20 protein-coding genes are annotated in these 15,256 nt (G+C 63.9%); 7 read left to right on the top strand and 13 right to left on the bottom strand.

All coding sequences use genetic code 11. From position 1 onward, the window contains the following. Position 1: 1 nt before the first annotated feature. From ctaD to U4Z64_RS24580, 4 genes are read left to right on the top strand one after another with little or no spacing between them, the layout of a single operon-like run. Positions 2 to 1,762 (top strand): cytochrome c oxidase subunit I, encoded by a 1,761-nt coding sequence (gene ctaD / locus U4Z64_RS24595; RefSeq protein ID WP_321812662.1) that lies wholly within the window; start codon positions 2 to 4, stop codon positions 1,760 to 1,762. After that, positions 1,759 to 2,373 (top strand): cytochrome c oxidase subunit 3, encoded by a 615-nt coding sequence (locus tag U4Z64_RS24590; RefSeq protein ID WP_124646118.1) that lies wholly within the window; start codon positions 1,759 to 1,761, stop codon positions 2,371 to 2,373. Before ctaD ends, U4Z64_RS24590 begins: the two co-directional genes overlap by 4 nt. Then, positions 2,370 to 3,077, top strand: a complete 708-nt coding sequence (locus U4Z64_RS24585) for a heme-copper oxidase subunit III family protein (RefSeq protein WP_044846930.1) — start codon at positions 2,370 to 2,372, stop codon at positions 3,075 to 3,077. Before U4Z64_RS24590 ends, U4Z64_RS24585 begins: the two co-directional genes overlap by 4 nt. A gap of 8 nt (positions 3,078 to 3,085) precedes the next feature. Next, positions 3,086 to 3,427 carry a cytochrome C oxidase subunit IV family protein gene (locus U4Z64_RS24580; RefSeq protein ID WP_321821339.1) on the top strand — a complete coding sequence of 114 codons (342 nt, stop codon included), beginning with the start codon at positions 3,086 to 3,088 and terminating at the stop codon, positions 3,425 to 3,427. Positions 3,428 to 3,637: 210 nt separating this feature from the next. Here the strand turns inward: U4Z64_RS24580 and U4Z64_RS24575 are convergent, their stop codons facing one another. Then, positions 3,638 to 4,240, bottom strand: coding sequence for a hypothetical protein (locus tag U4Z64_RS24575; protein WP_124487363.1), 603 nt, complete (start codon positions 4,238 to 4,240; stop codon positions 3,638 to 3,640). 300 nt (positions 4,241 to 4,540) lie between these two features. Between U4Z64_RS24575 and U4Z64_RS24570 the strand changes: the two genes are divergently transcribed. Together U4Z64_RS24570 and U4Z64_RS24565 are read left to right on the top strand one after the other, a co-directional pair. After that, positions 4,541 to 4,738, top strand: a complete 198-nt coding sequence (locus U4Z64_RS24570; protein WP_257774202.1) for a hypothetical protein — start codon at positions 4,541 to 4,543, stop codon at positions 4,736 to 4,738. A gap of 826 nt (positions 4,739 to 5,564) precedes the next feature. Further along, positions 5,565 to 6,302, top strand: a complete 738-nt coding sequence (locus U4Z64_RS24565; protein WP_044846989.1) for a hypothetical protein — start codon at positions 5,565 to 5,567, stop codon at positions 6,300 to 6,302. A gap of 57 nt (positions 6,303 to 6,359) precedes the next feature. On the opposite strand, the gene U4Z64_RS24560 is transcribed toward U4Z64_RS24565, so the two are convergent. The 3 genes from U4Z64_RS24560 to U4Z64_RS24550 form a co-directional block, all read right to left on the bottom strand. After that, positions 6,360 to 7,805: a DEAD/DEAH box helicase gene (locus tag U4Z64_RS24560; protein ID WP_185640857.1), complete on the bottom strand. Its 1,446-nt coding sequence runs from the start codon at positions 7,803 to 7,805 to the stop codon at positions 6,360 to 6,362. Between the two features lie 91 nt (positions 7,806 to 7,896). Further along, complete coding sequence (locus U4Z64_RS24555) at positions 7,897 to 8,961, bottom strand: aldo/keto reductase (RefSeq protein WP_321821338.1); 1,065 nt, start codon at positions 8,959 to 8,961, stop codon at positions 7,897 to 7,899. A gap of 69 nt (positions 8,962 to 9,030) precedes the next feature. Then, positions 9,031 to 9,621, bottom strand: a complete 591-nt coding sequence (locus U4Z64_RS24550; RefSeq protein WP_044846935.1) for a flavodoxin family protein — start codon at positions 9,619 to 9,621, stop codon at positions 9,031 to 9,033. A 118-nt stretch (positions 9,622 to 9,739) separates the two neighbouring features. Between U4Z64_RS24550 and U4Z64_RS24545 the strand changes: the two genes are divergently transcribed. Further along, the gene (locus tag U4Z64_RS24545) at positions 9,740 to 10,645 is read left to right on the top strand and encodes a LysR family transcriptional regulator (RefSeq protein WP_321821337.1); all 906 of its coding nucleotides are present in this window, start codon (positions 9,740 to 9,742) and stop codon (positions 10,643 to 10,645) included. Positions 10,646 to 10,787: 142 nt separating this feature from the next. Here the strand turns inward: U4Z64_RS24545 and U4Z64_RS24540 are convergent, their stop codons facing one another. The 9 genes from U4Z64_RS24540 to U4Z64_RS24500 form a co-directional block, all read right to left on the bottom strand. Continuing rightward, a complete protein-coding gene (locus U4Z64_RS24540) occupies positions 10,788 to 11,123 on the bottom strand; it encodes a hypothetical protein (protein WP_082088641.1) in 336 nt (111 codons plus the stop codon). A 408-nt stretch (positions 11,124 to 11,531) separates the two neighbouring features. Then, positions 11,532 to 11,816, bottom strand: coding sequence for a hypothetical protein (locus U4Z64_RS24535; protein WP_257774195.1), 285 nt, complete (start codon positions 11,814 to 11,816; stop codon positions 11,532 to 11,534). Between the two features lie 146 nt (positions 11,817 to 11,962). Further along, complete coding sequence (locus U4Z64_RS24530) at positions 11,963 to 12,280, bottom strand: hypothetical protein (RefSeq protein WP_044846938.1); 318 nt, start codon at positions 12,278 to 12,280, stop codon at positions 11,963 to 11,965. A gap of 91 nt (positions 12,281 to 12,371) precedes the next feature. Continuing rightward, the gene (locus U4Z64_RS24525) at positions 12,372 to 12,674 is read right to left on the bottom strand and encodes a hypothetical protein (RefSeq protein ID WP_321821336.1); all 303 of its coding nucleotides are present in this window, start codon (positions 12,672 to 12,674) and stop codon (positions 12,372 to 12,374) included. A gap of 122 nt (positions 12,675 to 12,796) precedes the next feature. After that, a complete protein-coding gene (gene rpsU, locus U4Z64_RS24520) occupies positions 12,797 to 13,009 on the bottom strand; it encodes a 30S ribosomal protein S21 (RefSeq protein ID WP_124487370.1) in 213 nt (70 codons plus the stop codon). Positions 13,010 to 13,040: 31 nt separating this feature from the next. Next, complete coding sequence (locus U4Z64_RS24515; protein ID WP_044846941.1) at positions 13,041 to 13,250, bottom strand: hypothetical protein; 210 nt, start codon at positions 13,248 to 13,250, stop codon at positions 13,041 to 13,043. A gap of 46 nt (positions 13,251 to 13,296) precedes the next feature. Beyond that, positions 13,297 to 13,581, bottom strand: coding sequence for a hypothetical protein (locus tag U4Z64_RS24510; RefSeq protein WP_124646199.1), 285 nt, complete (start codon positions 13,579 to 13,581; stop codon positions 13,297 to 13,299). Between the two features lie 530 nt (positions 13,582 to 14,111). Further along, positions 14,112 to 14,987, bottom strand: a complete 876-nt coding sequence (locus tag U4Z64_RS24505) for a CoA ester lyase (protein WP_321821335.1) — start codon at positions 14,985 to 14,987, stop codon at positions 14,112 to 14,114. Further along, positions 14,977 to 15,256: FAD-binding protein (locus U4Z64_RS24500; protein WP_321821334.1), on the bottom strand; the 280-nt coding region annotated here is incomplete at its 5' end. The genes U4Z64_RS24500 and U4Z64_RS24505, both read right to left, overlap by 11 nt.

Below are 15,256 nucleotides of genomic sequence, written 5' to 3'. Positions count from 1 at the left end.
AATGCCCTACGCGCACCTCGACCACACCCCGAAAAGCTTCTGGACCCGCTACGTCTGGAGCCAGGACCACAAGGTCATCGCCGTGCAGTATGCGCTGACGGCCATCGCCATCGGCCTGGTCGGCCTTGTCCTGTCGGACCTGATGCGGTTGCAGCTCGGCTTTCCCGGCAAGTTCAGCTTCATCGACGCCAACCACTATTACCAGTTCGTCACCATGCACGGGATGATCATGGTGATCTACCTGCTGACCGCGCTGTTCCTGGGCGGCTTCGGCAACTACCTGATCCCGCTGATGCTGGGCGCGCGCGACATGGTGTTCCCGTTCCTCAACATGCTGAGCTACTGGGTCTACCTGCTGGCCGTGCTGGTGCTGGTGGCGAGCTTCTTCGTGCCGGGCGGGCCGACCGGCGCGGGCTGGACGCTGTATCCGCCCCAGGCCATCCTGCCCGGCACGCCGGGCGTCGAATGGGGCATCGTGCTGATGCTCGTGTCGCTGGCGATCTTCATCGTCGCGGCAACCATGGGCGGCCTGAACTACGTCACCACCACACTGCAGGCGCGCACGCGCGGCATGACGCTGATGCGCATGCCGCTCACGGTGTGGGGGATCTTCATCGCGACCATCATGGCGCTGCTGGCGTTTCCGGCGCTGTTCGTGTCGGCCGTGATGATGCTGCTCGACCGGACGCTCGGCACCAGTTTCTTCATACCGGCCGTGGTGTCGATGGGGCAGTCGCTCAAGCACGCCGGCGGCAGCCCGCTGCTGTTCCAGCACCTGTTCTGGTTCTTCGGGCATCCGGAGGTCTACATCGTCGCACTGCCGGCCTTCGGCATCGCGTCGGACCTCATCAGCACCCACGCGCGCAAGAGCATCTTCGGCTACCGGATGATGGTGTGGGCCATCGTCGTCATCGGCGCACTGAGCTTCGTGGTCTGGGCGCACCACATGTTCGTCGCCGGCATGGATCCGTACTTCGGTTTCTTCTTTGCCACCACCACGCTCATCATCGCCATCCCGACCGCCCTCAAGGTCTACAACTGGGTGCTGACGCTGTGGCGCGGCGATATCCACCTGACCGTGCCGATGCTGTTTGCCATCGGCTTCATCAGCACCTTCGTGCTGGGCGGGCTGACCGGGCTCTACCTCGGCAACGTGAGCGTGGACATTCCGCTGTCGAACACGTACTTCGTGGTCGCGCACTTTCATATGGTGATGGCCGTGTCGCCGATCCTGGTGGTGTTCGGCGGCCTCTACCACTGGTATCCGAAGGTGACGGGCCGCATGCTCGACGACAGGCTCGGGCGCGCGCACTTCTGGATCACCTTCCTCGGCACGTACGCGATCTACTTCCCGATGCACTATCTCGGCATCCTCGGCATGCCGCGGCGGTATTACGCGTACGAGGGCTACAGCTTCATTCCGCATTCGGCGCAGACGCTCAACACGTTCATCACCGTCGCCGCGCTGATCGTGGGGGTCGGACAGTTGCTGTTCCTGTACAACCTGGCGTGGAGCCTCGTGCGCGGCAAGCGTGCCGACGGCAACCCGTGGCGGGCCACCACGCTCGAATGGCAGACGCCGCAAACGCCGCCGGTGCACGGCAACTGGGGCGCCGCGCTGCCGGTCGTCTACCGTTGGGCGTACGAATACAGCCCGCCGGGACAAGCGGAAGACTTCGTCCCGCAAAACCAGCCGCCTGCAACCGCGCCGGAGCCGGAACCGGCCCGCCCGACGGTTCAACCCGGCGAGGCACGCAAATGACCACGTTGCCGCGCCCCTTCGTTCCCGACACGCCGCCGCCCGTCCTGCCGAATGCGAGCCGCGTCGGCCTGATCGTGTTCATGGCCGTGGCGACGGCCTTGTTTTCATTGCTGCTGCTCGCCTACGGCATGCGCATGCGCGAGCCCGACTGGCAGCCGATCCCGCATCCGGCGTTGCTGTGGTGGAACACCGGCGCGCTCGCGCTGGCCAGCGTCGCCATGCAGCGTGCCCGGCAGCTGACCGGGCATCGCGTGGCGTGGCTGGTGGCCGGCGGCGTGCTGGCCGCCGTGTTCGTGATCGGGCAACTGATCGCCTGGCGCATGCTGTCGGCGGCCGGGCAAACCGTCGTCGCCAATCCTTCCAACAGCTTCCTCTACCTGCTCACCGGCCTGCACGGACTGCACGTGCTGGGCGGGCTGGCGGCCTGGGCCGTGACGATCGCGCAGCGCCGGCGTGCGGATCCGTTCCGCGCTCAGCGCGCCATTTCGCTGTGCGCGCTCTACTGGCATTTCCTGCTGGCGGTCTGGCTCGTGCTGCTGGCGGCAATGTGGTGGCTCACCCCCGCGGTTGTCGCCGCCATCTGCGGACCGCTGTATGGAGCCGCGCCATGACCTCGCCCCCGCTCCCGCCCGAATCCGCCACCACCCCGCCCGCCGACGCCGGGCCCGACGGCTGGCGCGGCATCGTCACGGACTGGTCGGCCGACCGCGAAGCCTTCAAGGTGCCGTGGGGCAAGGCGATGATGTGGATCTTCCTGCTGTCGGACACCTTCGTGTTCAGCAGCTTCCTGATCGGCTACATGTCGGTGCGCATGTCGACCACGGCGCCGTGGCCCGACCCGTCCAAGGTGTTCGGGCTCACCGTGGCCGGCGTCGAGGTGCCCTTGCTGCTGATCGCGATCATGACGTTCACGCTGATCACCAGCAGCGGCACCATGGCGATGGCCGTGAATTTCGGCTATCGGCGCAATGCCCGGCGCGCCGCCGCGTTGTTGCTGGCGACCGCGCTGCTCGGCGTGACCTTCGTGTCGATGCAGGCCTTCGAATGGACCAAGCTGATCGTCCATGAAGGCATCCGCCCGTGGGGCAACCCGCTGGGCGCCACGCAGTTCGGCGCATGCTTCTTCATGATCACGGGGTTCCACGGTTTTCACGTGACCTGCGGCGTGATCTACCTGCTGCTGATCGCACGCAAGATCCTGCAGCCGGGGTTCACCGAGCACGGCAACTTCCAGATCGTCGAGATCGCCGGCCTGTACTGGCACTTCGTCGACCTGGTGTGGGTGTTCATCTTCGCGCTGTTCTATTTGTGGTGAGGCAGGCCATGGACCACACCGATCCCGCCGATCGACCCGACGCCGCGCACGGCCAGCAGCACCCGATCGGCATCTACCTGAAAATCTGGGGCCTGCTGTTCGTCCTGAGCACGTTGTCGTACCTGGTCGACTACCTCAAGGTGCAAGGCGTGGTGCGCTGGGTGCTGATCGTCGTGCTCATGATCGCCAAGGCCGGACTGATCGTGTCGATCTTCATGCACATGATGTGGGAGCGGCTGGCGCTGGTGTACGCGATCCTGATACCGCCGCTGTGCCTGCTGGTGCTCATGGTGCTGATGGCGGCCGAAGCGCATCACACGTTCGGCATGCGGGCGCTCTTCTTTCATTGATCGCGTCGCCGGTTCGTTCTTCCGGCGACGAACGCTTCGGATCACGTACGATCCGGCTCGGCTCGAGGAGGGGGATGGGGACAACGCGCGCCTGGCGCGTGCCCGCATGCAGCCGAACGTTTGGAATTGGACGCTGGCCAGCACGCAGACATGTGTGACGAGAGGATGCGCACTGCCGCGAGCAGCGCGCATCCCCCCGGAGGGCGGCGATCAGTAGGCCGCCACCTTTTCGGTATTGCGTCGTTCCACGGACGTCCTGGATTTCGCCACTGCCGTGATGAACAACATGGTCGCGATGCCACCGGCGATCAGTGCCGGGTAAGCGGCCAGGATCTGGACCAGGGAATACTTCCAGCTCAACGGGCGCCCGACGCCAAGCATTGCCGCATAGAACCACGAGACGGCGGAAATCACGCCCGCGAAAATGGCAACCATGCGCCGTTCGAACGAAAGCTTCAGCAAGGATCCCGCTTTCCGCAATGCCGGCAGGACCGCGGAGTGCAGCGCGATACCGTTGAAGGTCAGCAACGCGACGATGCCGATCTTGGCCTGCAGCTTGGGATTGCCGAGATACCGGAGACCCTGGGTCCGCATGTCGAACGCAATGATCGCGATGCCGGTGATCCAGAGAATCGTCAGCGCCAACGTGACGGTGCGCTGCAGGCTGGCCAGATGAACCTGGGCAGGATCGGTTGGCGCGTCGGTATCCAGCAGTTGCCTGACCATCGCAATGTCGCTGGTCAGCACGAGACCAATCGCGACACAGCAGGCAATGAGATGAACATAGACGATTCCCATTCGTACGAATTCCATTTTCTGTCCTTTATCGGCGCGGTGCGCAAAGTTAAGTTGTACCGTCGTGAATCTGGGCGAATTCCGTCGATACACATTTAGGATTGCGACGCAAACATCAAAATTCGATCATGGATTCCGCTATCAAGCTGGCTCCAGTTCGGCATGACATGAACAACGTGGTGAGCCCATTCCGGTGCGTCTGGTCGCAACGGGCTGAATGCAGTCGAACCGACACCCATCGCGAGTTCGACCACTTGATCAAGCCCGCACGGCGTGCAGACTTGTAGTGTCGGATGGCTGGCCATCCGGATATCCGGCATGCGTGACTTGCAGATTGAAAGGTCGCCCGACTGCCGGATGCTGCTGGGCGACGGGCAAAATTTAAAACAGCGAGCCCTGACGAATCAACCCGAGTTGTTACGAAATGCAAAGGACGTAACGAGCGCTGAATGCGCCGAGAGAAGGGTCGGACCGGGCGCAATTTCTGCTGATACGGAGTATGCGGAATTGTTCTGACCTGGATTCAGGCACTGATTGACGGGTCACGTCTTTTTACATTTGAGCGGTAAATAGTAAAGGGGTCGCAGTTCGCAGTGCATATTGCGAAACTTTCATATGTTGAATGGGTAAATTCTCGGTCATTCCGGATATTGTCGAGCATTGATTTTCTCAGACGAAACGCCAACGGCATCGGGCGTTGACGCGCCGATCAGTGCCTGAAAATCTGCGCAGTTTGCCGAGAGATCTCCCGTCTCTTCCTTCGCATTACGCCGTCTGGCGGGGCTGAGCGTCAAACCGGCAGTGACGGCGGAGACACCGACCGGATCGACATGACCAAAATCGGATGGTCCGAATTTTTTAGGGTATGGTTCCGCAATAAATCGAAGCAGATCGCGCGATCGGCCGAAAGAATATTTTTGACGACTGGCAGGAGGTAAAAATCGCGGACGTCAAAAATCAAAAATACCCTGATTACCCGAAATCAAAACCATGCCTTGCAAATAACTTTCGATCAAGGCCGAGAAATCCCGCCGGATCGAGATTCGTCGTCGATGGCGGCTGATGAAGTCGAGCCTCATTCGCAAAGCGCCGCTCATGCGTCGGTTTGAGCGTTCACCAAACGCCGCTGCAACGTGCTCGTGCGCGTCGAGCGCGGTCGCCCCTCGGATTGCCTTCTCCCGGCAGTCCCCGTCGAATCCGGGAATAACCGTCGTGTGCTCACGGTATTGCAGGAAACACGAACCGGGTGACCCCTATGGACATCATCGACACGGCCCATGCAACGGATACCAAACAGGAATCGCCCGCGGTGCGCGCACCGCACCGTGAATCGAAAGTCCGGATGCAATCCGTGCTGCGTGGTTTCCAGCTCGGATCGGGCGTGGTGCTGCTGACCTATCTCTTTCTGCACCTGATCAATCACGCACTCGGAATCTGGTCACTCGAACTCGCCGGACGCGGTCTCGTGCTGGCGTTGCGGCTCTGGCGCAGCGCACCGGGGACGTTCGTGCTGTACGGTGCGGCGTCGCTTCATTTTGCGCTGGCGTTGCACACGATATACGGGCGCCGCCACTGGACCCTGCCGCCCGCCGAATGGCTCCGACTCTGGGCAGGCCTCAGCCTGCCGCTGCTGCTGATCCGCCACGCGGTGACAACCCGGCTCGCGTCCTCGCTCTACGGCTTCGAGCCGGACTACGAGCGCGTCGTCACCGTGCTGCTCACCAGCGGCACGCAGGGCCTGCAACTGGCCCTGCTCGCGCCCGGCTGGATACACGGATGTCTCGGACTGTGGTTCCGGTTGCGCCACCAGCCGTGGGCGTGCCGCGTCAAACCCGCGCTGCTGGCATTCGTCGCCCTGTTGCCGTTGCTCTCCGCAGGCGGCTTTGTTCATATGATGCGCGTCGTCGAGGCGAAGGGCTCGCTGTATCTGCCCCCCGATCCGAAACTGGTTTCACACCAGCTCGCCCTTGACGCGTGGCGTCACTATCTCGTCACCCTCTACGTGTGCCTGATCATCGGCGCGTTGATCGCGGGCCTGTTGCGCAACCGCCTTGAACGTCGACGATTGCAGAACGCGTGACGAAGACCGGGAAGATCCGGCCGAGCGGCGGCGGCCGGCACGCGTCATCCCCGTCGATCAGGGTTGACGTTTGCCGCGACCACCGGCGGGTTTCCCGGCCGGCTTGCGTGAACCCGCAGCCGCCTTGCCGGCGGGTTTGCCGCGAGGCTTTTGCACGCTGAACGGACTGCCGCTCAACACGCTTGCCGCCTTACCCGCGGCGCCGGCACGCTGCCCCTCGGCCTTGCGCTTGCCGTCCCCACCTTGCGGCTTCGGCTTCTTGCCGGCCGCCGGCATGGCACCCGCCCCACCTTGCGGCACCTTGGGCTTCTTCGGCTTTTTGGGCTTCTTGATGATCTGCCCCGTCGCGCTGGTTTCCGGCACGCGGTGTTCGGCTTCGAAACCCGGCTCCTCTTCACGGCGCAGCGTCTGCCGGATCAGCGCTTCGATCGCGGCCAGCTGCGGCGCTTCATCGGCGCACACCAGCGACACCGCCACGCCGCTGGCGCCCGCGCGGCCGGTACGGCCGATACGGTGCACATAGTCTTGCGCGACGATCGGCAGATCCACGTTGATCACCAGCGGCAGGTCGTCGATATCCAGCCCGCGCGCCGCCACATCGGTCGCGACCAGCATCTGCACTTCGCGCGTCTTGAAGCGCTCCAGCGCACGCAGGCGCGCGGGCTGCGGCTTGTCGCCGTGGATGGTGTCGACCGCATAGCCCGCTTCATCGAGCATCGCCGCCAGGTAGTCCACGCCGTTGCGGGTCTTGACGAACACCAGCGCGTGGTCCCAGTTGTTCTCGGCCACCAGGTGCATGAAGAGGTCGGGCTTGTTGCGCTTGTCCACCGGCACCACCCACTGCTTGATCTTGCTGGCCGTGACGTTGGGCGGGCTGACGCTGATATCGACCGGGCTGTGCAGAATGGTCGCCGCCATCGCGCGAATATCGTCGGTAAACGTGGCGGAGAACAGCAGCGTCTGGCGCCGGGCGGGCAACGCAGCAAAGACGGCGTTGAGTTCGCGCGCAAAACCCAGATCGAGCATCCGGTCGGCTTCGTCCAGCACCAGCGCCTGCACCTGATCGAACTGCACCGCGTTCTGCCGGTTGAGGTCCAGCAGACGGCCCGGCGTGGCAACGAGCACATCCACGCCCTTGCGCAGCTTCATCATCTGCGGGTTGATGCTCACACCGCCGTAGGCGGCCAGGAACCGCAGGTCGAGGCCCTTGCCATACGCGACGAAGCTCTGCAGCACCTGTTCGGCCAGCTCACGCGTGGGCACCAGCACCAGGACACGCGCACGGTTGCTGGACACCGCCGGCCCGTGTTGCACCAGCCGCTGCAGCAGCGGCAACGCGAAACCCGCCGTCTTGCCGGTGCCGGTCTGCGCCGCGGCCATGACGTCCTTGCCGCCGAGCACCGCGGGAATCGCCTTGGCCTGCACCGGCGTCGGTGTCTGGTAATTGAGGTCCTGCAGATTACGCAGCAAGGGATCGATCAGGCCAAGCGAGGCAAAAGACATGGACGTGTTCCGGGCTAAAACCGCAATTCTAGCCGTTACCGCCGCCGCGACCGCATCGCGCGGGCCGAACGCCGCGCCGCGCGATGCGGCGTCACCGGTCCTGTTTCGACGCGCCGCGCGTGAAAGGCTGCGGCCGCCTGCCCGCCGCCTGGCGATCGATCATCCAGCCGGGATAGCCGGCAGGCACCGCACTGACGGCATCAAGATGCGCGAGTTCGTCCCCGGTCAGCGCGACCTCGGCCGCGCCGAGATTGTCTTCGAGCTGTTCGACCCGTTTGGCGCCGATGATGACGCTCGTGACATGCGGCTTGGCGAGCAACCACGCGAGCGCGATCCGCGCGACCGAGACGCCTCGCGCGTCGGCGATGGCGCGCATCGCGGCAACGCACGGCCACGCCCGCTCGAGATCGACCGGCGGAAAATCGAAATGGCTGCGCCGCGACCCTGCTTCGGCCGGCGCCCCGGGGCCGAACTTCCCCGAAAGCAGTCCCCCGGCGAGCGGCGACCAGACGAGCAGGCTCATCTGCTCGTCGATCGCGAGCGGCACCAGTTCGTGCTCGACGTCCCGTCCGGCGATCGAATAGTAGGCCTGCAGCGTCTCGAAGCGCGTCGCATGGAGCGCCTGGCTGAGCCCGAGCGCCTTGCCGATCTTTCCGGCGCGCCAGTTCGAGACGCCGACATGGCGAACCAGCCCCTGCCGCGTCAGATCGTCGAGCGCCCGCAGCGTCTCTTCGATCGGCGTGACGGGGTCGTTCGCGTGTATCTGGTAGAGGTCGATGTGGTCGACCTGGAGCCGTTCCAGGCTTCGCTGCACGGAATCCATGATGTGGCCGCGCGACGCCCCCTGATCGTTGGGCTTCGGGCCCATCACGCCCGCCGTCTTCGTCGCCAGCACGATCTCGCCGCGCGGCACGCCGAGGTCCCGGAGCGCCTGTCCGACGAGGCGTTCCGACTGACCGAACGAGTAGATGTCGGCGGTATCGATGAAGTTGATGCCCTCGGCCAGGGCGCGGGAAACCAGCCGGGTCGCGTCGTCCTGGCCGACCGCGCCGATCGACGCCCACATGCCGGCATCGGCATTGCCGCCCAGCGTCATCGTGCCGAGACACAGCTCGGAGACATACAGGCCGGTGCGGCCCAGTTGCTTGTATTTCATGGCCGTTTCCTCATGGTCGGCTGGAAAGCGTGCGGTGGCGTCCGGTCAGGCGCCCCGCACGCCGGGATGTCAGCTGATTCGCGCGTGCCCTGCCCGAAACTGTCCGGCGATCGTTGCGACGCGTGCGCCATAGCGGCGTGCCGTCTCGAGATCCCCCGGCGACATCTCGTCGGGCGACGCGTCGGCCGGCGTCTGCGCCATCGGCGCGAGATAGGAGCCCATGCGATTCAGGTCGTCGCGCATCGACGCCTTCAGGTTCGCCGGCTTGATGTCCATGCTCACCCAGACACCGCCGTGCTGCCCGGCGAGCAGCACGAAGTATTCGAGCGTATTGAGCTTGTCGCCGTTGACGCTCGCGCTATTGGTGAAGCCGCCGAAGATCTTGTTGCGCCACCGGCCGTCGAACCAGGCCTTCGACGATGCGTCGGCGAACTTCTTGAACTGCCAGCTGGGGCCGCCCATGTAGGTCGGCGAGCCGAACAGGATGGCGTCGGCGCCCGCGAGCGTGTCCCACGCGTCCGGTGCGATGTTTCCGTCGGCGTCGATTGCGACGAGGACGGCGCCCGCGCCCTCGGCGACAGCCGTTGCCATACGCTGGGTATGCCCATAGCCGGAGTGGTAGACGACGGCCGTCTTAACCGGTGCGATGTGTTGTGTCATGGTTGCGCCCTTTCGTTCAGGTGGTCGTCGGGAGACGACATCGGAAAACACTCTACTGAGTCGCAATTGAGTTATAAATGACGGCCGATTGAACGTTCTGTTACTCGCCGAGTGAACAATGCAAAACCTCGATGCGCTGTTGATCTTTGCCCGTGTCGCCGAAATGACGAGCTTCACGCGGGCGGCCGAAAGCCTGGGCATCCAGAAAGGACGTGTCTCGATGGTGATCCGTCGACTCGAGCGCGACGTGGGCGTTGCGCTGTTGCATCGGACGACGCGGAGCGTGCAGCTGACCGAGGACGGACGCGCGTTCTATTCGCGCGCACGGGACCTGCTGGCCGAAGTCCAGGAATTGCAATCGATGTTCTCCGGCAACGGCTCGCGACTGCGGGGAAGATTGCGCGTCGACATGCCGACCGAGCTGGCCCGCAGCGTCGTGGTTCCCGCACTCCCGCAACTGATGGCCGCGCATCCGGAGCTGGAACTGGAGCTGTCGAGCACCGATCGGCGTGTCGATCTCGTCCAGGAAGGCTTCGATTGCGTGATCCGTCTGGGCCCGATCGTGGACGAGACGCTGATCGCGCGACCGCTGGGCCGGCTGCGCATGATCAATGCGGCGAGCCCCGGCTACCTGGCGCGATACGGCGTACCGCATACGCTCGACGATCTGCTCGGCCAAGGACACCGGATGGTCCACTACACGCTGACACTCGGCGCGCGTCATCCGGGATGGGAGTACCCGAACGGCACCGGCTATGCGTCGCTGCCGTTGCCGAGCGCGATGCAGGTCAACAGCGTGCAGACCTATCACGCTGCCGGGCTGGCCGGCATCGGCTTGATCCAGGCCGGATATTCAGGGGTCGCGACTCACATCGAAAGCGGCGCGCTGGTGGAGGTGCTGCCCGATCTGCGCCCGGAGCCGCTGGCCGCGTGGCTCGTCGTGGCCCATCGGCGCAATCTGTCGCCGCGCGTTCGGGCGTTCATGGACTGGATCGAGCGGGTGCTGGAGCCTTATTTCGACTGAGGGCGGCGCGGCGGATCGGCTCGGGGGGCATGGCCCGCGGCCGGGAAACCGATGAGGCTGCTCATGCGATTTGGCCGGGCCGCCGACATGGTTCGACTGCAAGCTGCGCCGTAACCGGCGACCTCGCGTCGTGACGCCGCAGCTAATCCTTCGGCGCGGGCGGCAGGGGAATCCAGTGCGTGTACGCCGACTGCAGCAGCGCGACGTCGTCGAATCGAGCGACGACCGCAAATCCTCGTGAATCCCACGCCAACACATTAGACGCCGAGTCCGCATCTTGACGCGTCGGGCAGTGCTGATCCGCCGGAATCCAGTTCTGGCCCTGACGTGCCCCCTGCCATCCATCCCAGGCGGCCGCCGCGCGTGTTCCCGTGACATAGCCGCCTTGGTCCCGAACGCGATAGGCCAGGTCGGCGCGATATTCCACCGGCGCGTCGCGGAACCACCATTGTTCAAAAAGCTCTCTCTCGGTGCTCACCGACTTCTCCAGTGACGCAGCTTCAGCTTGAATCCGCGGCCGCGAATTCGACTACGCCCACCACCGTGCAATTCGCGTTCCTGCGGCATCGCAGGCTGACTTCGTCGCCCATCATGCCGAATCGGACTGCCCTCGGCACGGCGCGAACGCCGCCTGCCATGCTGTCGGCATATCGCGATGGGCTGCAACGATGCTGTCCGGCACGGGGCATCGTCGTCATGGATAGCGCCATGAGTCGAAGACCGCTGGCTGGCATGCCCATGAATCGGCTGGAAACGGGGTGTTGATAGGCGAATCTGCCCGACCCTCGGCGAGCATGCTTGAGACCGCGACGACCATACCGAACACGGCACCGAACTTCAGCTTTCCCGTTCGTCGGAACGTGCGAGACTCGCCCGCATCTTGACGTCAGAGGGTCGTCAACAATCGCAACTGGTGCTCGGTTTCCGTTCCCTTGACCAGCGCATAGCATCGCGTCTCCCGTCGCTCGATCACTGAAAGGCCTTCAGTATCGGAGAAGGTGTTCCATGCGACGCCTTCGATACTTGCCCATTCTCCGTGAGTTCGTGCAAACGCACGCAACAGCGGACTGGCTTCACGGCGAAGCACGACACGGTCCGCATTCAGCACACAGGTCGACCAGCCACCGCGCAGGATCAGGTAATAGGGTATCGAACGGTGATCAATGCTCATGAGCAGAGTTGGCCGGCTTCGATGCGCGCGACGATGCGATTGCGTACGCGACGCAATGGGCGCAGGGATGGCTGGCCGCTCAATTTGGCTGAAGGCAAAAAGGCGGTGGCGCAGCTGTGGCTCGAGCGTCGGGCATCGTGGCTGCGTTACCGCCTGGGATGCTTCATTTCCTCGGCTTCCATCGCGGCGAGCCGCTCTTCACTTGCGGATACGGGTTCCATGGCTTCGTCGATCGAAGTCAATGCATATTCGCAGGCCAGCTTCACTTCTTCAACGGTAGTCTCTGGCTGCTCGTCGTCGCCAGGCGGCGGGGAAAGCATGTCTGCGAGCATCATGGCCAACTCGGGGGTGTCCCATGGTTCGCCCTTTTGTGCCTTCTTCTTTATATAGTGCCGGATTTCCGCATCTTGCTCAGGCGAGAGCGGAAGGTGTCGAAACGTGTTGCCTGGGTTAGCGTCAATCATGTGTTGCTCCGAAATTCGAATGCGACTCCCGTGGGCTGCTCCCTGCCATGCGCGTGCACCCGGAACAAGACGAGAACGAAGGAGCAGCTTCCTATTTTCGGCAGCGCGAATCCTGAATGCGTTCGAGGCGGACCAAAAGCTCGTCCACCTGCAGGGCGAGGACCTTGCTTCGCTCGGATTGTGTGCGGAGCTTGTCGAGCTTGACTCTCCAGTACGCGGGATCGTTCACGGACGATCGGTTGATGAAGGCGTGTTGCGCTTGCTCGAGCAGCCCGACCGATCGTCTGATATGGGCCAACTCGCGTTCCGCGTCGCAGTACCAGCTCATGCTTGCCGCCTTCTGATCATGATTTTCATCCTGGTTGCTGCACGGCGCGACGCGCGTACCGATCATTCTTCCTGCCGCTGCGCGCCTGCCGGCATGCTGCCTGCGTCGTCCGGCCGCCGTACCGCATGCCGGGGATCGGGATGGCGACGTAAGTCCCCCTCGGCCGGCACGCTGCTCCCGCCGTTCCTCTAGTACATCTTGCGGGGCGGCAACATGCGCTTCGCCCGCAAGCGCTGCCGGGCAACGGCACTCGCCTTTTTCCGCTTGCGCTCCGTCGTGGGCTTTTCGTAGCTGGTGCGACTGCGCAACTCGCGAATCAGCCCGGTCTTCTCGATACCGCGCCGGAAGCGCCGCAGCGCGACATCGATGGGTTCGTTGATCTTCAGTGTGATGGTTGTCATGTAATGCCTGTTGGAAAACGTTCGACTAAAACTAGCCGAGTCGTGTCATGACGGTGCTCGCTATCGCGTCGGATTCGAACTCCGAATACCCGGCTCCGATCGAAAATGCGCGCACCGCCGCGAACATCTGCAGCTCTTGTTGATGGCACCGCGCAGAATGGGTCATTCCAGCGGGCAGGACAGCATCGCTCCGAGTGAGCTTGCACCGCTGGACCAGATCGAGAAGCTCGTCGACGATCATTTCGCCCTCCAAATTGATGGCAAGTCACGTTGCCATGCGAGTCGTGTCAGAGGGCGTCCGAAAAGAAGCCCAGCTTTTCGCGATCGTCGTCAATGACGCGCTCGGCATAGCGCAGCGACGCACGCCGTGCGTCACCGGCCGTGTCGAACGGGCCGTCGCCGACGAGCCTGAAAGTCTGGCTCTGCGTCAGCGTGTCGGTGGTGCCGCGAAGACAAATCTTGACCGCTGCGTCGAAGCCGGCCTCGTAGTTGTGCGGCAAGCCATCCAGCGCAGGCACGTGCGGGTAAATCAGTGGATAGATCTCGAATCCACGGTAGATATGCATGCTCATCATGAACTCCTGACGATCGCTTCTCGGCGACTCGCAAGGACGAGCGTAGGCAGCCAGCATCGCCTGATGCATGGCGCGACGGGTCGTGGTGAAAGGGACAAACGTTGCGCGCGAGGCAATGCGCGACGCAACACGGTGGCAGGTGGAGGGCGAGCGGTCGAACAGCAAACGGAGGCTCGAACGAAACCATCATACGCGCATCGTCGATCGGGTGTCCATTTTATTTCGACCGCGACGAGGCAGATGACGAAGTGCGTTGTCGCGCCGTGATCGCGGCTCACCCCATGCCGTCGTGCCCTCGTTCATCGAAACGCTTTCGACGTGGCGAGTCGACCAGATGAAGACCACGCCGATCACTGTCGTCGACGAGCATCTTCCCGGCGACCAAACTTTTGCATCTCCACCATCTTCCGTCAGTCGACCGAATACAGAAGCAACTTCGCCTAATGCAAGCCGCCGAGGCATGCACGCACCCGTTCATTGATCCGACGATAGCGGACAGCCGTGGCCACCCCGACTCACGCCGCCGATCATTCGCCGGCGGCGGCGTTCGATCCGGCGTTGACGGCTGCAGCCAGCGCGGCGATCCGCTCGGCGCGCAACAGCACCGGCCGATCGACCATCTTCCCGTCGAGCGTCACCACGCCGCCATTCGAATCGCGCATCGCATCGAGCACGCGCCGCGCCCAGCGCGCTTCGTCGTCGCTCGGTCGAAAGCATCGGTGCACGAAGCCGATCTGCTTCGGATGGATGCACAGCTTCGCGCCGAATCCCAGCTGCTTGCCGTTGAATGCATCGCGCGCGATACGCTCGCCGTCATCGATATCCGGCGTCACGCCGTCGACCGGCGATTCGATCCCGGCCACCCGCGAGATCAGCGCGAGTTGCGAGCGGAAGTGATTGAGCGAAACGCCATCGTCCGACATGCCCATGTCCGCGATGAAATCGAGCGTGCCGAACATCAACCGCTCGACGTACGGCGCTTTCGCGACATCGAGCGCGTTCCACATGCCGTGTGCGCTTTCGATCAACGGATAGACCGGCACACGCCGGCGCGCGAGCGCAACGGCAGCGCACACGTCGTCGGCACGCTCGGCCTTCGGCAGCACGATACCGGCCACACCCTTCAACGCGCCGAGCGCGGCATCGGCCTCGAACCATCGCGTGTTCCGCGCGTTGATCCGCACGAGCACCGGATGCTCGGGCGAAACCCACGCCGCTATCGCATCGCGCGCCGCCACTTTCGCCTCCGGCTCGACGGCATCCTCGAGGTCGATGATGATCGCATCGGCGCCGCTTGCGAGCGCCTTGTCGAAGCGCTCCGGCTTGCTCCCCGGCACGAACAAATACGACTGGGCCGGCGCCTCGCGGCCACCGCCGGCGCGCATCGCGGCATCAGACGGCATCGACCACCTCCGGAACCCGTTCGAACAGATCGCCGACGAGGCCGTAGTCGGCCACGCTGAAGATCGGCGCCTCCGGATCCTTGTTGATCGCGACGATCACCTTCGAATCCTTCATGCCGGCCAGATGCTGGATCGCACCCGAGATGCCGACCGCGATGTACAGCTGCGGCGCGACGATCTTGCCGGTCTGGCCGACTTGATAGTCGTTCGGCACGTAGCCGGCATCGACTGCCGCGCGCGATGCGCCGAGCGCGGCGCTCAGCTTGTCG

This window comes from Burkholderia sp. BCC1996 (genome assembly GCF_905339955.1).
Classification (GTDB): domain Bacteria; phylum Pseudomonadota; class Gammaproteobacteria; order Burkholderiales; family Burkholderiaceae; genus Burkholderia.
Note: the sequence above shows the minus strand (reverse complement) of the source record. Positions and strands in the feature narration are given on the sequence as shown.

Coding starts and splice junctions, on each gene's coding strand:
- ctaD (WP_321812662.1), top strand. CDS start 2: ATGCCCTACGCGCACCTCGACCACACCCCGAAAAGCTTCTGGACCCGC.
- U4Z64_RS24590 (WP_124646118.1), top strand. CDS start 1,759: ATGACCACGTTGCCGCGCCCCTTCGTTCCCGACACGCCGCCGCCCGTC.
- U4Z64_RS24585 (WP_044846930.1), top strand. CDS start 2,370: ATGACCTCGCCCCCGCTCCCGCCCGAATCCGCCACCACCCCGCCCGCC.
- U4Z64_RS24580 (WP_321821339.1), top strand. CDS start 3,086: ATGGACCACACCGATCCCGCCGATCGACCCGACGCCGCGCACGGCCAG.
- U4Z64_RS24575 (WP_124487363.1), bottom strand. CDS start 4,240: ATGGAATTCGTACGAATGGGAATCGTCTATGTTCATCTCATTGCCTGC.
- U4Z64_RS24570 (WP_257774202.1), top strand. CDS start 4,541: ATGCGTGACTTGCAGATTGAAAGGTCGCCCGACTGCCGGATGCTGCTG.
- U4Z64_RS24565 (WP_044846989.1), top strand. CDS start 5,565: ATGCAATCCGTGCTGCGTGGTTTCCAGCTCGGATCGGGCGTGGTGCTG.
- U4Z64_RS24560 (WP_185640857.1), bottom strand. CDS start 7,805: ATGTCTTTTGCCTCGCTTGGCCTGATCGATCCCTTGCTGCGTAATCTG.
- U4Z64_RS24555 (WP_321821338.1), bottom strand. CDS start 8,961: ATGAAATACAAGCAACTGGGCCGCACCGGCCTGTATGTCTCCGAGCTG.
- U4Z64_RS24550 (WP_044846935.1), bottom strand. CDS start 9,621: ATGACACAACACATCGCACCGGTTAAGACGGCCGTCGTCTACCACTCC.
- U4Z64_RS24545 (WP_321821337.1), top strand. CDS start 9,740: ATGCAAAACCTCGATGCGCTGTTGATCTTTGCCCGTGTCGCCGAAATG.
- U4Z64_RS24535 (WP_257774195.1), bottom strand. CDS start 11,816: ATGAGCATTGATCACCGTTCGATACCCTATTACCTGATCCTGCGCGGT.
- U4Z64_RS24530 (WP_044846938.1), bottom strand. CDS start 12,280: ATGATTGACGCTAACCCAGGCAACACGTTTCGACACCTTCCGCTCTCG.
- U4Z64_RS24525 (WP_321821336.1), bottom strand. CDS start 12,674: ATGATCGGTACGCGCGTCGCGCCGTGCAGCAACCAGGATGAAAATCAT.
- rpsU (WP_124487370.1), bottom strand. CDS start 13,009: ATGACAACCATCACACTGAAGATCAACGAACCCATCGATGTCGCGCTG.
- U4Z64_RS24515 (WP_044846941.1), bottom strand. CDS start 13,250: ATGATCGTCGACGAGCTTCTCGATCTGGTCCAGCGGTGCAAGCTCACT.
- U4Z64_RS24510 (WP_124646199.1), bottom strand. CDS start 13,581: ATGAGCATGCATATCTACCGTGGATTCGAGATCTATCCACTGATTTAC.
- U4Z64_RS24505 (WP_321821335.1), bottom strand. CDS start 14,987: ATGCCGTCTGATGCCGCGATGCGCGCCGGCGGTGGCCGCGAGGCGCCG.